Origin of the sequence: Algimonas arctica, assembly GCF_014652695.1 — a bacterium.
Taxonomy (GTDB): domain Bacteria; phylum Pseudomonadota; class Alphaproteobacteria; order Caulobacterales; family Maricaulaceae; genus Litorimonas; species Litorimonas arctica.
This window is the reverse complement of record NZ_BMZH01000010.1, coordinates 52,224-65,477: the sequence shown is the minus strand read 5'-3', so window position 1 is coordinate 65,477 and position 13,254 is coordinate 52,224. Positions and strand designations below refer to the sequence as shown.

Genomic DNA, 13,254 nt, shown 5'->3' with positions numbered 1-13,254 from the left:
TTACGGCTGGGCCGAACCGTTATCGCACGCCCAAATAAGCGGTCTGTCCGTTGCGTTCGACGACCAGCGCGTAAGGGCCGTCATTATTGTCCAAGAACAACTCGAAGCTTTTTAGGTTCGTGAGCTCGGTCCGATTGATCCGGCGGATAATGTCGCCTTTTTGCAGACCGGAGCGGGCGGCGCGGGAATTCGGCCGCACGGCGCTGATATAGACCCCTTTATCGCCGTCACGCAGGTCAAGATCTTCAGGAATGCCGGTGATCGTCGCACCGGAGAAGCTCTCCATCGACGGAATTTCATCCGCAACGCTTTCGTCCAAGGCGACCCGCTCTTCCTTTACCGCTTCGACGGTAATGCGGCTGGTGCGGCGTTTGCCATCGCGAATGTAAGTAATGTCCGCGTCTGTGCCGGGGGTCAGTAGGCCAACCGCATTGCGCAGGTCGGAACTATCGTCCAGATCTTCGCCGTTAAAGGCAATGATCACGTCGCCGCTTTCTAGACCGGCTTTTTCCGCGGGGCTATCCTCGGTCACTTGTTGCACAAGCGCGCCTTTGATCGAGGACAGTCCCAGCCCTTGTCGCAGCTCAGGGGACAAGTCACCGATCAGCACACCAATCCGGCCACGACGAACTTCGCCGAATTCGGTTAGCTGTGCCATGACGTTCGTGATCGTCCGGGTCGGAATGGCAAAGCCAATCCCGGCGCTGGAGCCAGAGCGAGAGATGATCGCGGTATTGATGCCGATTAATTCGCCTTTGGAATTGACCAGCGCGCCGCCGCTATTGCCGGGATTAATGGCCGCGTCGGTCTGGATATAATCTTCATAACGGTCATTCCCGCCGCCTGTGCGGTTTTCACGGCCCAAGGCGGAGATGATCCCGCTGGTGACAGTCGAGGAGAGGCCAAAGGGATTGCCGACGGCGATGACATAATCGCCGACCATGACGTCATCTGTGCTCGCGATTTTGAGCGCTTTAAGATTGCGCGCGTCGATTTTAAGCAAGGCCAAATCAGTTTGCGGGTCAGCCCCGACGACTGTGGCCATGAACTCACGGCGATCACCTAAAGTGATTTCAATTTCATCCGCGCCGGACACAACATGGTTGTTGGTCAGGATAAGACCTTCGCTCGCATTGACAATAACGCCCGAACCTAACCCGGCCCGGGGACCGCGCTGCTGCGGCGCTTGGCCAAAGAACCGCTCAAACATCTCCATCCGCTCGTCCGACATTTCCGGGGCCTGACTCTCTGTGACGGTTCGGATTGAGACAACGGCGGGTGTGACCTGTTCGAGCAGCGGCGCCATCGTCAGCACGCCGCGCTTGGAATCAAATGTCATGGATGAATTATGGCCCCCGCCAAACAGCTGAACCGTTTGCATGTCAGGGGTCGTCGTATTGGGCGCGTCGACGATAACCTGGGATAGGGCGACAGGTGCAGCGATAAGACCAAGAGCGGCGGCGGACAAAATCAGGGCGTGTTTCACAAATATCTCCTTTGTACGGATAGGCACCGTAATGTGTTGGAAAGATAGGGACCGGGACCGCCGTCTCGCAAGGCTTCGCCGCATAAAGTGGATGAGGTTTAAGGTTTCGGCGCGTTCTGATGATGCCTCTCCGATGAGCTAAAGCATCGCCCGGCCGAGATAGGTGTAAAGTTCGGGCATCAACGCCGGAGACCCACAAGCGACCAATCGTGGCCCGTCTTTCGGATTTCCGCCATGCCAATCCGTGATGACCCCGCCCGCGCCGATGATAACAGGCATCAGGGCGCGCACATCGCACGGTTTCAGACCGCCCTCGATTATGAGGTCCATTCGGCCTTGGGCGAGCATTACATAGCCGAACGCATCCAAGCCGAGCCGCGAAAAGGCGACGCCGCTTTGGATGATTTTATAAGCCGCCAGCTCGCCGGGTCCGAACATGCCGAACGGTTGGGTGCAGCCAAGGCGCGCATAGGATAACGCGTCAATGGTGCGCACGGTCAAGCGGGTCTGCGTACCGTCATCATGGATCAATGTTGCGGTCGGTTCCCCGGAAATATCGCCGAAAGCCCGGATGTTCAATGCGGGTAGATCGATGAGGCCAAGCACGGGCTCGCCGTGTTGTGACAGGGCGATCAGTGTGCTCCAGACGGGAACACCGGCGACAAAACCGCGTGTTCCGTCAATCGGGTCCAGCGTCCATGAAAATTCATTGGTGCCGCGATGACCCGGCAGCTCTTCGCCTTCGATGGAATCATTCGGGAAGCGGTCGCGGATGAGGCGGCGCAATTCACGCTCGGCCTCAATATCGGCCTCCGTCACCGGGTCGTAGCCCGGCTTGCCTTCGCTGGGCGCTTTATTCTCTGCCGCCACGCCGGAGCGAAACAACGGCAGGGTGATGGCACGCGCCGCCGTAGACAATATGTCGAAAAATGCGAGTCGATCGGCGATGGGGGAAGATGTCATATCGATGACTTAGGCGAAACCGCGTCTCAATTCATCCTGTTTTGGTCATTTTCACCCGCGTGAAAATGACCAAAAGAAACAAGTCTGATTATAAGGCTCTAGGGGGCAACCAATCGCAAGGTGGGTTTCGTGCCCGGATCGAGCGATTTGGCTAGGTCGAGCAAATGTTTCCGCGGGCCTTCGCCCATGGCGTAATAGGCCCGAACAAGGTCCATCGTTTCTTTCTTGGACAAGACGTCGGACGCGATATTGGTCGGGTCTTCGCTGCCAAATGGATCGCGTTCTGACAGGCCTTCATAAAAATACTGCACCGGCACGGACAAAGCTTCGGAGAGCTCGAACAATCGAGCGGCAGAGACGCGGTTCGCTCCGCACTCATATTTTTGAATCTGTTGGAACCGGATGCCGACTTGCTCAGCCAAAGCTTGCTGGGTCAGGCCGAGAAGGCGGCGGCGGCGGCGAAGGCGTTTGCCAACGTGAAGGTCTATGTCGCTTGTCATGGGCGTATCCTCAAAAAACTTATCTCGCCTCTCAAGGGAGCAATCGCCGTGCCAGAATCTCCTAAGGTGTTCGCCTAATACGGGAGAGATTCCGCCCATCTGACTCGCTTTTTAAGGTTAACGGATCAGATTTTGATCATTTTAACTCTAATCTGTGCCGTTTTTGGACAGGTGGGACTCCGGCAGTAGGGGGGTCGGCGCGCCGCTATTGCGCGGCGAGGGCAGTCTGTGTGCGATCGTCAATGATCTGCGCTATAATACGGGTCATCCGCTCCAGCACGCGGTCATACCCGCGTTTCGGGGCGAGCGTCACCGGATTGAGATAAAGGTCGCGGTTGATTTCCACTTGAACGACTTCAACGCCCGTCTCGGGTTGGCCGTAATGTTCGGTCACATATCCGCCAGCATAAGGATAATTTACGGCGACAGAAAACCCTTCAGATTGAAGGATTTGGCGTAGTGAAGACAGCGTTTCCGGGTGGCAGGAGCGGCCAAACCGATCCCCCAAGATCATATCGGGGCGGCGTGAGCCCATCGGGGCGAACCCCGGCATAGAATGACAATCGATGAGCAACGCGTGTCCAAATAGGGCTTTCGCATCGGCGATCAAAGCGCCGAGCGCCGCGTGGTAAGGATGGTATAATTCTGTCAGGCGGGCCTGCGCATCGGCGCGGCTGGGCATGCGGCGATAGATCGGACTGCGTTCCCCAATATGAGTCGGGACGACGCCGATCCCCGCTTGGGCGCGAACGGTTTCCTTAATTGGCGTATCACACCAGGCTTGCGGCAATTCGTCTGGGGCGCGATTAACATCGACATAGCAGCGCGGGAATCGTGCGCTGAGCAGGGGCGCACCAGCCGGGACAGCGCTCGCGACCAAGCGCTCAACAAACATATCCTCATTGCGCCGTAACTGCGCGGCGGACAGGATAGAGGCATCGCGAAAGGCTTGCGGATAGATATGACCGGAATGGGGTGAGGCGAAAATCAGGCCCGCCCGCCAAACGGTCGGATACGCAATGATGTGACCGGGAGTAAGCGCAGCTAGACTGTTGCGTTCTGTTACGCTCAGGGTCGCAGGCTTGTCCGAACGATTATTCGTCATCTGTTATCTATAGCGCATGAAAACATAGATCGTCAGGGTTTTTTAAGTCGCAGGCCATATGTTCAGGCACAAATAGTGCTAGGATAAGACGGATTGACCCAGACAAAGAATTGGCGCTCGCCGCCTTGCTGTCTTTCGGGTAGTGTATAACCAGACGACTGGGTGGAAAAAATATGGCAACAATTCTCTACGCCGAAGATGATGCGGATATGCGTCGGTTCTTTGAAAAAGCGCTGGAAAATGCGGGTCACAATGTGATCGCCTGTTCGGATGGGGAGCGCGCTTTGCGGGCGCTAAAGTTCGCTGACGGTGCGTTCGACCTGTTGTTGACCGATATTATGATGCCCGGCATTGATGGCATCGAGCTGGCCAAACAGGCCGAGATCCTGTCGCCCGGAATTAAAGTTATGTTCATCACCGGTTTTGCCGCCGTTGCAATGGACGACAGCCAAGCATCCGAACAGACTGTGCTTTCCAAGCCCGTGCACCTGCGCCAGTTGGTGAGCGAAGTGGATCGTTTGATTGCCGCGTAATCGCATTGCTTCCCGATAGGGTTTCCGACGCCGCGTAAGTGGTGCGGAAGCAAAGCTTATGCTTCTGCACATGCGCTCCAAAGGGCGCGCTAAATCCGGAAGTCAGTCATCTTCGTGTATACGTTACGTCTGTAATGGACGAGCGGCCTTCGGGCCGCTTTTTCTATGTCTGACTAAAACCTTGCGGCGCAGACGCAATCTCGCCCCTGCTGCGGCAGAAAAGGCCCGTCGCCGTCTGTCGACCGCGATCACAGCTCTTTGATCGCAACTGCATCCCACTCGCAAACAAAATCGCCTTCTGCGACGGATCGCGGCTTGATGCGACCCGACTCCAGCCTTATCCCTCTTTGCGATAGAGTTGACCTGACGGGACCGCGACGTAAGTTGCGGCTCGCTTAAGAGCTGGAGTTTTCATGTCATCCGAGTGGACTGACCCGCGGCCGATGTCGCCGCATTTGCAAGTATGGCGCTGGCACGGCGCGATGTTGAGCTCAATCCTGCACCGGGCGAGCGCGATCATATGTTATGTCGCCTTAGTCATCGTCGCGGCGGGATTGCTCGCTCTCGGCCTCACGGGTGAGCTACCGTTGGCGGGGCTGTTGTTTAGCCCGCTCGGCGCTATCGGTCTGTTCGTGTTCCTGTTCGCTTTTATCTTCATGACGTTGGCGCAACTTCGCCACGCCGTGTGGAATCGCGGCGCGATGATGGAGCCGAAGCTCAATAACATGTTGTCCTACGTCATGATCCTGATCGCTGTCGCCTTGGCTGCGATCCTGACTTACGCTGGAGTCTCCTCATGAGCGCGAATTCTGCCGGACACGGCACCAAACATTTCAAGATGCACGGCCTCGCTGGCTGGGGTATCATCATTGGTCTGCCCTTTGCGGCCATCCACGCGCTCCTGACGATCAAACACGGTCCTGACAGTGTCGTCCATTGGCTGTCCAGCACGCACGGCGCGCTCGGCATGATTGCCTTCCTGTCGGCCGCCATCCTCTACTGTAAACTCGAGATGGACGAAGTGATTATGGATTACTTTGACGGCGGCCTGCGCGCATTTGGCCAGTTGGCGAACACCCTTGTCGCGACCATCTTATGGCTGGCCTGTGTTGTGGGACTCGTTCTCGCGGCCTTTGTTTAGCTCGCAGCCTTTGTTTAGATTTTTCTCTGTTTAGATTTTTAGAGACCCCTTCATGACCACTTTCATCGATCACGAATATGACGTCGTTGTTGTCGGCGCCGGCGGCTCTGGCCTCCGCGCGGCTCTCGGGGCGGCGCAAGCCGGGCTCAAGACCGCCTGCGTGACCAAAGTCTTCCCGACGCGCAGCCACACGGTTGCGGCCCAAGGCGGTATCGCGGCGTCGCTCGGCAATATGTCGCCCGATGACTGGCGCTGGCACATGTACGACACGGTCAAAGGCTCCGATTGGCTCGGCGACCAAGACTCTATCGAATATCTCTGCCGCAATGCACCGGACGCGGTTTATGAACTTGAACATTGGGGCATGCCGTTCTCACGCACCGATGAAGGCAAGATTTATCAGCGTCCGTTCGGCGGCATGATGCAAAACATGGGCGAAGGCCCCGAAGCGCAGCGCACCTGCGCCGCCGCTGACCGCACCGGTCACGCCATGTTGCACACGCTCTATGGCCAGAGCCTGCGCCACGAGACTGAATTTTTCATTGAGTATTTCGCGCTCGACCTGATCATGGAAGACGGCGTCTGTCGCGGTATCACCGCGTGGAAACTCGATGACGGCACGCTGCACCGCTTTAAGGCGCAGACGGTCATCCTCGCCACGGGCGGCTATGGCCGCGTGTTCTTCTCGGCCACCTCGGCGCACACCTGTACGGGTGATGGTAATGCGATGGTGCTGCGCGCGGGTCTGCCGCTGCAAGATATGGAATTCATCCAATTCCACCCGACCGGCATTTACGGCGCGGGCTGCCTGATAACCGAAGGCTCACGCGGCGAGGGCGGCTACCTCACCAATAGTGAGGGCGAACGGTTCATGGAACGCTATGCGCCGAGCGCCAAAGACTTGGCGTCCCGCGATGTCGTCTCTCGCGCGATGACGATTGAAATCCGCGAAGGCCGCGGCGTCGGCCCGAACAAAGATCACATCTTCCTCCATCTCGATCACTTGGACCCGGCTGTGCTGGCCGAACGTCTGCCCGGTATTTCCGAAACCGCGAAAATCTTCGCAGGTGTCGACGTGACGCGCGAGCCGATCCCGGTCCTGCCGACCTGCCACTATAATATGGGCGGCATTCCGACCAATTATCACGGCGAAGTCGTGACACTGAAAGACGGCAATCCCGACCATGTTGTGCCCGGCCTGATGGCCGTCGGCGAAGCGGCCTGTGTGTCAGTTCACGGCGCCAACCGCCTTGGCTCCAACTCCCTGATCGATCTGGTTGTGTTTGGCCGCGCCGCGGGCTTGCGCGTCGGTGAAACACTCACTGCAGGCGCCGACAAAAAACCGCTCGCCAAAACGGCAGGCGAGCAATCCATCGCGCGTCTTGAGAAGTTCAAAGCCGCCGCGGGTACGCGCGGCACGGCGGACATCCGCCTCGAGCTACAAAAAGCGATGCAAGCCCACTGTTCCGTTTTCCGGACCGAAGACAGCCTCGCCGAAGGCGTGGAAAAAGTCACCGCCATTGCGGGCAACATGGCCGACATCTCTGTCACCGACAAAACCATGGTCTGGAATACTGACCTGATGGAAACGCTCGAGCTCGACAACCTCGTCGCCCAAGCCCGTGTCACTATCGCGTCGGCGGATAACCGCAAAGAAAGCCGCGGCGCCCACGCGCACGAGGATTACCCGGACCGTCTCGACGCCGAGTGGATGAAACACACCCTGTCATGGTATGACGACGGCACCAACGCGGTCACCATCGATTATCGCCCCGTGCATGATTACACGATGACGGATGGGATTGAGTATATCGTGCCTAAGAAGCGGGTCTACTAACCCAAGGCGCCCACGGCTGATCTTCCCGATAGGGTCTGCGTCTTCCTCCGGAGGATCAGCCCGGCTGCGACTTCAGCAGCTTGTGGCGACAGCCGTAAGTTATTGCTTTTTGGGGGCTAAGTAAGCGGCCTAAGGACTGGATTTACTTACCTCCCTTTGGAGTATTAGGGTCCTCACGTATTTTTCTGTCGGGCAATTAAATGGCGATACTAGGCTCGTTTTGGGGCGATGCGGACATTCAAGAGTTTCCTTAATGAAGCGATTTGGAGACGCTTAGTTTTGGAAAATATTGATCTCTTGCCGCGTTATTCTAATCCGGCAAAGCAGCAGATATTTGGTCTTAGTTATCCCGCACGGTATTCGGCTTCAGCCATGGCCTTGAGCTTGGCATGGGCTTCGGCCTGCGGGTCTTTCGATGAAAATTTTGACGTTAAGATCATCACCAGAGCTAGTATTTTCATGAAGCCTTTAAACCGGATTTCCGTGTTTTGGGTTAACTCCGTTTGATTATCAGAAAGTCCTTTAAGGAGATAATCTACATCCAGATCAAACATATCTCCTGTGATATCCACACGCATACGTTCATTTTCAATATAATCGGTAATCTCGCCGACCATTTCCATTTTACGCCCGTTTTCCAAGAATACCTGCCGAAACCGTGAACCGACCCTTTCCGGCGTTTCGACCAAAGCTTCATCTTCGACAAGATTGGGCACCCATTTCAGCAAACGATCATGATCTTCAAGCCAGAGAAAAACGATCGAGGTGGGCGCGTCTATGAGCGTGGTTTTTGATGTCTTCATAGTTTGTCGTCTCCCTTTAGGAGCGCAGAAACGGCCCTTTTTTATTCATATTTGAACTTTCGCGTGATCTTTTGGGGCGCTCTTGGTTTCGCTTGACTTAGCATTTTGAGGGTCGAAAGTCTAATGTACAGCAAGGGATTATCACGACTTCAGCTTAGGGGAATGCAATGGACTGGACGCTTGGAGATTTTATGGTCGCTTTCATCCTAATCGGAGGCACAATTACGGCTTACTTTGGAATAACAAAGGTAACCCAAAAGAGATCTTACCGACTTCTTGGCTGTATAGCGCTTGCCTTGGTCTTCGGGGTTATCTGGGTCGAGTTAGCGGTCGGCATCTTCGATTGATGAAACAATCGAAGAGTCGCGAGATTCAATCGGCGGCCCTGGAAACTTTCTTGCCCCCTTCTTACTGAATTGACCAAGTCGGACCAAATTTAGGCTATGATGGGAACAACATTAATCGGCTAAAACCTAAATGGAGCCCACCATGACACAAATGCTTGCTACAATTTTCGGGGTTTATATGCTTTGCGCTGGGTTGGGGTGTGTGATCAACAAAGGATGGGCCGGACGTATCCTCGACGGGATGGAGGAATCCGACGCGCATATCTACCTGACAGGAGCCATCGTCTTGATTGCAGGGACGGCGCTTATTTTGAACCATAATATCTGGGTGGGTTGGAAATCAGTTATGGTTTCATTGATCGGATGGGGCGCGGCCATTGAAGGGGCCATGATGCTGATATACCCTAAGTTCTTGTTTAAAATATCCCGTGGACTTTTATTCAATGATAAGGTTGTTCCGATGTTTGGCGTTGCCACGATGATGCTTGGTGCGGCTTTGATTTGGCTTTAGGAGGTCTCTAAAGATGGGGATGGGTAATCCTTGCTTCGTTTGAGAAGGATACAAACGGCTATCATCGACGTAAAACCTGAATTCAATTCTCTCGCGTGAGTTGATCCTGTATGGAAGCCCAAAAGCTAAAGGGAATTGATAATGAGAAGAATAATTTCAGTCATCGTGGCTTTTTTGAGTATTGCGGCGGGTGTCGCTAAGCTCATGAAGGTGCCGCAAGAGACGACATTTTTTGATAGTTTGGGGATAGACCTCAAGTTCATGTTGATCTTAGGAATATTTCAGGTCGTCGCAGGCATTTTCATATTTATGCCTAGGGCAAGACGCATGGCCGCAATCTTTACCGCGATAGCCTTCTCTTTCTCAACAATGATGATTTTTATGACGGGTCAGATAGGCTTTGGCTTATTCTCTATTTTGCCGATCGTACTCGCTCTATATCTTGCTGCTTCGTTCCATACTGAGAAGAGAGCTGAAAGAACCTAACGACTTCCCGGCCCCATTATGGGGTCCGCTCTGGGGATTAAAACCATATAACCCTTAAAACGCCATCCCCCCACAAACCCGATGCTAAACCCATACCCCTCACGTCCCAAGGTATGAGGCGGTCACAGCATCCCTGATTACTCGGGGTGCGTGAGTGACGTCGTGTGTGGGTGAGGGGCTGTCGAGTTTTCCATTGAGCGATACTAAATGTGCCTCAGGCCGACTTGATCGGCCTGCCCATGGCCCATTCCCATCAAATTTATCGCGTGGCTCGTGAATTCACCTAAGCCCAAGGTAACGCCGTTCTTTTTTTTGCGTGAGCGTCAGGGATGGACAGGCCGATCAAGTCGGCCTGAGGCGGTGGGGTGAGTTTGGCCCGAGACGGTGTGGGGTAAGTGCTCAGCGCGATGCGGTTTTCGTGCGCGGCTGGTGATCGCCGTTTATTCGCGGGGCCAGACCCGCTAACCTTGTCCCATGACCTCCCTGTTCGACTCCGCTGGCCTCTCTGATGCTGCGCCGCAGCCTTTGGCAGAACGGCTCCGGCCGGCCACCCTGTCCGAGGTGATCGGGCAAGATCATTTGCTAGCGGAAGATGCGCCGATTGGGCGGATGTTGGCGCAGAACCGGCTATCGTCGATGATCCTCTGGGGGCCACCCGGCGTGGGCAAGACCACGATTGCGCGGCTGCTAGCGGGGCGCGCCGGGTTGGAATTTGTCGCGCTATCCGCCGTGTTTTCGGGCGTGGCGGATTTACGCAAAGTGTTCGAGGCGGCTAAATCCCGCCGCGAGGCGGGGCAGGGGACCTTGCTGTTCGTGGATGAAATCCACCGGTTCAACAAAGCGCAGCAAGACGGGTTTTTGCCCTTTGTCGAAGCGGGCGTGGTGACGTTGGTTGGGGCGACGACGGAAAATCCGAGCTTTGAACTCAACGCCGCGCTCTTGTCCCGCAGCCAAGTGTTTGTGCTCAATCGGCTGGATGCGACGGCGTTAGAGGGCTTGCTGGCGCGGGCCGAGCGGGTGCTGGGTCGGGCGCTGCCGATGACGGGTGACGCGCGCGCGCAGCTAGTGGATTTCGCCGATGGCGATGGGCGCTACCTGTTGACGCTGGCGGATGAAGTGTTCGCGCAAACGGGGGAATTGGACGGAGCAGCCTTGTCGAAACTGTTGCAGAAACGCGCGCCCGTTTACGACAAGTCCGGAGAGCAGCATTATAATTTGATTTCCGCGCTGCATAAATCGATGCGCGGGTCGGATGTCGATGCGGCGCTCTATTGGTTCGCGCGGATGTTAGAGGGCGGCGAAGACCCGCGCTACCTGGCGCGGCGCATCGTGCGCTTTGCGAGCGAGGATATTGGCGCGGCGGATCCAGTCGCGCTGATGATTAGCGCGGAAGCGGCCCGGACCTATGAGCGGCTCGGTAGTCCGGAAGGCGAGCTCGCGCTGGCCCATGCTGTCGTACATTGCGCGACCGCCCCCAAGAGTAATGCGGTCTATACGGCGTGGAAAGCGGCGCGCGCGCTGGCGAAGACGACGGGGTCTGTTGCGCCGCCCAAACACATTCTCAACGCGCCGACCAAAATGATGAAGTCGCTCGGCTATGGCGAGGGCTACCAATATGACCATGACGCGGAAGATGGATTTTCAGGGCAGGATTTTTGGCCCGATACGATGGAACGCGTGACACTCTACGCGCCGAAAGCGTCGGGGCGGGAAGCGGCGATTGCGGACCGTGTGGCGCATTGGGCGCGGTTGCGGGCAGAGAAAAGCCGCGGGTAATTCTAGGCGGTAATAGCGGTTCGTTAAGAGTTAATCGTGCAATCAGCGCCAATATGACACCGCGCGCTTCACTCCAACAGTCCGTTCCGATGACACCGCTGTCCGCCGTGCCAGTTCGGCAGCTTAATTTGCCGAATGGCGGCACGCTGGAATTGTTGTCGCATGTGCTCAGCCTTCTGCCGAACCCGGTCTATGTGAAGGATCGCCAGCATCTCTGGGTCGAAGCAAATCCAGCTTTTTGTGACATTTTGGGCCGCACGCGCGAAGACCTATTGGGCAAGTCCGACTATGATATTTCTCCGCCGGACCAAGCCGACGTTTTCTGGGCGATGGATGATGACGTATTCCTAACCCAAGGACAGAACATCAACCATGAAGCGCTCAATAATGCTGTTGGTGAAACTCTTTGGGTGGAATCGCAGAAAAGTTATTTCAAGACCGAGGACGGGGCGGAATATCTGGTTGGTATTCTAACGGACCTCACCGCATTGGTGGACATTCAGGCCCGCGAGACGGCCCTGGCCGCAGCAGAGGGAAAAGCATTGGCCTCTGCGAGAGCGAAGTCTGAATTTCTCGCCAATATGAGCCACGAAATCCGCACTCCGATGAACGGGGTTCTTGGCATGACGCAGCTGCTTCGCGGTACAGGGCTGACAGATCAACAGACCGAAATGGTCGATATGCTTGAGCGGACAGGTGATGCGTTGCTGAGCCTGATTGATGATGTGCTCGATTTTTCGAAGATCGAAGCCGGGCGATTGAAGTTGTCACCCGAGCCGTTTGATCTTCGTCAAATGGTCGATGATGTCGTCGTTTTATTAGGGTCTAGTGCGCGGGAATCAGAGCTCGATCTCATCGTTCAATTCGCCCCAAGCCTGCCATGCTATGTCGTCGGAGATCGGGGACGGATACGTCAGGTCCTGCTGAACTTAATCGGCAATGCGATCAAATTTACGGAAAACGGCTACATTAGTGTTGAAGTCGATGGCCGGGTCGAGGCTGGCGGCTTGCACCTGTCAGCGTCTGTCTGTGATACGGGCATTGGCATTGCCGAGGATAAGCTCGCCTCAATCTTCGAGAAGTTTGAGCAAGCCGATGGATCCATGACCCGGATTTATGGGGGGACAGGTCTCGGTCTCGCAATCTCTCGGGATTTGGTCACATTGATGGGCGGGACGCTAACCGCAACGTCAGTTTTGGGCACGGGCTCGCGTTTCCGGATGGACGTGAATTTGCCAATTGTGGCCAATGAGCCGTCATCGCAAACTGACGCTGATATCAACCCCGATATTAAGGGCTTAAAGATCCTTGTGGTCGATGACCTTCCGCCAAATTTGAAAGTCATCACCACGCAATTGGAGCGCTTAGGTTTATGCGCCGATGCCGTCGGGTCAGCAAAAGCGGCGGTTGAGCATTTGGTGACAGCGAGTCAGTCGGGCGACCCTTACACATTGCTGATCACGGATTACCACATGCCGGACTGTGATGGGTTGAGACTCACCCAAACGCTGCGCCGACACGAAAGCTTCAAGGCACTCGATATCATTGCCATGTCATCGGTAAGTGAAGGGTCGGTTCGGGAAAGTTTTGCCGCGGCCAAGGTGAATGACTATCTTTTCAAGCCGATCACACTCGCGAATTTTGATCGTATGATTATGCGGTCTGCGGCTCGGCTAAGGGGTGACGCGCCCTAGTCACTCCTTTTAAGGAGTCAAAGAATATGCCGCCGCACGGCTCAAAATGAACAGCGCGGCGGCGTCAATCAT

General features: G+C 55.7%; 13 protein-coding genes. 8 read left to right on the top strand and 5 right to left on the bottom strand.

Translation table 11 applies throughout. The annotated features are described in order from the left end of the window. Positions 1–19: 19 nt before the first annotated feature. The 4 genes from IE105_RS11590 to IE105_RS11575 all read right to left on the bottom strand — a co-directional run bounded on the left by IE105_RS11590 (position 20) and on the right by IE105_RS11575 (position 4,054). Positions 20–1,486: a Do family serine endopeptidase gene (locus IE105_RS11590; RefSeq protein WP_189498636.1), complete on the bottom strand. Its 1,467-nt coding sequence runs from the start codon at positions 1,484–1,486 to the stop codon at positions 20–22. A 138-nt stretch (positions 1,487–1,624) separates the two neighbouring features. Then, positions 1,625–2,449 (bottom strand): inositol monophosphatase family protein, encoded by an 825-nt coding sequence (locus tag IE105_RS11585; protein ID WP_189498634.1) that lies wholly within the window; start codon positions 2,447–2,449, stop codon positions 1,625–1,627. A gap of 98 nt (positions 2,450–2,547) precedes the next feature. Then, positions 2,548–2,949 carry a helix-turn-helix domain-containing protein gene (locus tag IE105_RS11580; protein WP_189498633.1) on the bottom strand — a complete coding sequence of 134 codons (402 nt, stop codon included), beginning with the start codon at positions 2,947–2,949 and terminating at the stop codon, positions 2,548–2,550. Positions 2,950–3,154: 205 nt separating this feature from the next. Next, positions 3,155–4,054, bottom strand: coding sequence for an N-formylglutamate amidohydrolase (locus IE105_RS11575; protein WP_189498631.1), 900 nt, complete (start codon positions 4,052–4,054; stop codon positions 3,155–3,157). 173 nt (positions 4,055–4,227) lie between these two features. On the opposite strand from IE105_RS11575, the gene IE105_RS11570 reads away from it, so the two are divergent. From IE105_RS11570 to sdhA, 4 genes are all read left to right on the top strand, one after another. Continuing rightward, the gene (locus IE105_RS11570) at positions 4,228–4,587 is read left to right on the top strand and encodes a response regulator (RefSeq protein WP_189498629.1); all 360 of its coding nucleotides are present in this window, start codon (positions 4,228–4,230) and stop codon (positions 4,585–4,587) included. 413 nt (positions 4,588–5,000) lie between these two features. Further along, a complete protein-coding gene (gene sdhC / locus IE105_RS11565) occupies positions 5,001–5,387 on the top strand; it encodes a succinate dehydrogenase, cytochrome b556 subunit (RefSeq protein ID WP_189498627.1) in 387 nt (128 codons plus the stop codon). Beyond that, positions 5,384–5,728: a succinate dehydrogenase/fumarate reductase transmembrane subunit gene (locus IE105_RS11560; RefSeq protein WP_189498625.1), complete on the top strand. Its 345-nt coding sequence runs from the start codon at positions 5,384–5,386 to the stop codon at positions 5,726–5,728. Before sdhC ends, IE105_RS11560 begins: the two co-directional genes overlap by 4 nt. A 52-nt stretch (positions 5,729–5,780) precedes the next feature. Continuing rightward, positions 5,781–7,565, top strand: coding sequence for a succinate dehydrogenase flavoprotein subunit (gene sdhA / locus IE105_RS11555; protein ID WP_189498623.1), 1,785 nt, complete (start codon positions 5,781–5,783; stop codon positions 7,563–7,565). Positions 7,566–7,909: 344 nt separating this feature from the next. Here sdhA and IE105_RS11550 read toward each other — a convergent pair whose 3' ends face one another. After that, positions 7,910–8,368 carry an SRPBCC family protein gene (locus IE105_RS11550; protein WP_189498621.1) on the bottom strand — a complete coding sequence of 153 codons (459 nt, stop codon included), beginning with the start codon at positions 8,366–8,368 and terminating at the stop codon, positions 7,910–7,912. A 489-nt stretch (positions 8,369–8,857) separates the two neighbouring features. Here IE105_RS11550 and IE105_RS11545 point away from each other — a divergent pair, with 489 nt between their 5' ends. The 4 genes from IE105_RS11545 to IE105_RS11530 all read left to right on the top strand — a co-directional run bounded on the left by IE105_RS11545 (position 8,858) and on the right by IE105_RS11530 (position 13,182). Beyond that, positions 8,858–9,226 (top strand): hypothetical protein, encoded by a 369-nt coding sequence (locus IE105_RS11545; protein ID WP_189498620.1) that lies wholly within the window; start codon positions 8,858–8,860, stop codon positions 9,224–9,226. Between the two features lie 141 nt (positions 9,227–9,367). Beyond that, on the top strand, positions 9,368–9,712 hold the full coding sequence (locus IE105_RS11540; RefSeq protein ID WP_189498618.1) for a DoxX family protein: 345 nt from the start codon (positions 9,368–9,370) through the stop codon (positions 9,710–9,712). Positions 9,713–10,186: 474 nt separating this feature from the next. Beyond that, a complete protein-coding gene (locus tag IE105_RS11535; RefSeq protein WP_189498616.1) occupies positions 10,187–11,488 on the top strand; it encodes a replication-associated recombination protein A in 1,302 nt (433 codons plus the stop codon). A 53-nt stretch (positions 11,489–11,541) separates the two neighbouring features. Continuing rightward, positions 11,542–13,182 carry a PAS domain-containing hybrid sensor histidine kinase/response regulator gene (locus IE105_RS11530; RefSeq protein ID WP_189498613.1) on the top strand — a complete coding sequence of 547 codons (1,641 nt, stop codon included), beginning with the start codon at positions 11,542–11,544 and terminating at the stop codon, positions 13,180–13,182. Positions 13,183–13,254 lie beyond the last annotated feature (72 nt).

What these genes read in the sequence shown, in the direction of transcription:
- IE105_RS11585 (WP_189498634.1), bottom strand. Translation starts at nt 2,449, where the DNA reads ATGACATCTTCCCCCATCGCCGATCGACTCGCATTTTTCGACATATTG.
- IE105_RS11530 (WP_189498613.1), top strand. Translation starts at nt 11,542, where the DNA reads ATGACACCGCGCGCTTCACTCCAACAGTCCGTTCCGATGACACCGCTG.
- IE105_RS11540 (WP_189498618.1), top strand. Translation starts at nt 9,368, where the DNA reads ATGAGAAGAATAATTTCAGTCATCGTGGCTTTTTTGAGTATTGCGGCG.
- IE105_RS11545 (WP_189498620.1), top strand. Translation starts at nt 8,858, where the DNA reads ATGACACAAATGCTTGCTACAATTTTCGGGGTTTATATGCTTTGCGCT.
- IE105_RS11560 (WP_189498625.1), top strand. Translation starts at nt 5,384, where the DNA reads ATGAGCGCGAATTCTGCCGGACACGGCACCAAACATTTCAAGATGCAC.
- IE105_RS11550 (WP_189498621.1), bottom strand. Translation starts at nt 8,368, where the DNA reads ATGAAGACATCAAAAACCACGCTCATAGACGCGCCCACCTCGATCGTT.
- IE105_RS11570 (WP_189498629.1), top strand. Translation starts at nt 4,228, where the DNA reads ATGGCAACAATTCTCTACGCCGAAGATGATGCGGATATGCGTCGGTTC.
- IE105_RS11535 (WP_189498616.1), top strand. Translation starts at nt 10,187, where the DNA reads ATGACCTCCCTGTTCGACTCCGCTGGCCTCTCTGATGCTGCGCCGCAG.
- sdhA (WP_189498623.1), top strand. Translation starts at nt 5,781, where the DNA reads ATGACCACTTTCATCGATCACGAATATGACGTCGTTGTTGTCGGCGCC.
- IE105_RS11575 (WP_189498631.1), bottom strand. Translation starts at nt 4,054, where the DNA reads ATGACGAATAATCGTTCGGACAAGCCTGCGACCCTGAGCGTAACAGAA.
- sdhC (WP_189498627.1), top strand. Translation starts at nt 5,001, where the DNA reads ATGTCATCCGAGTGGACTGACCCGCGGCCGATGTCGCCGCATTTGCAA.
- IE105_RS11580 (WP_189498633.1), bottom strand. Translation starts at nt 2,949, where the DNA reads ATGACAAGCGACATAGACCTTCACGTTGGCAAACGCCTTCGCCGCCGC.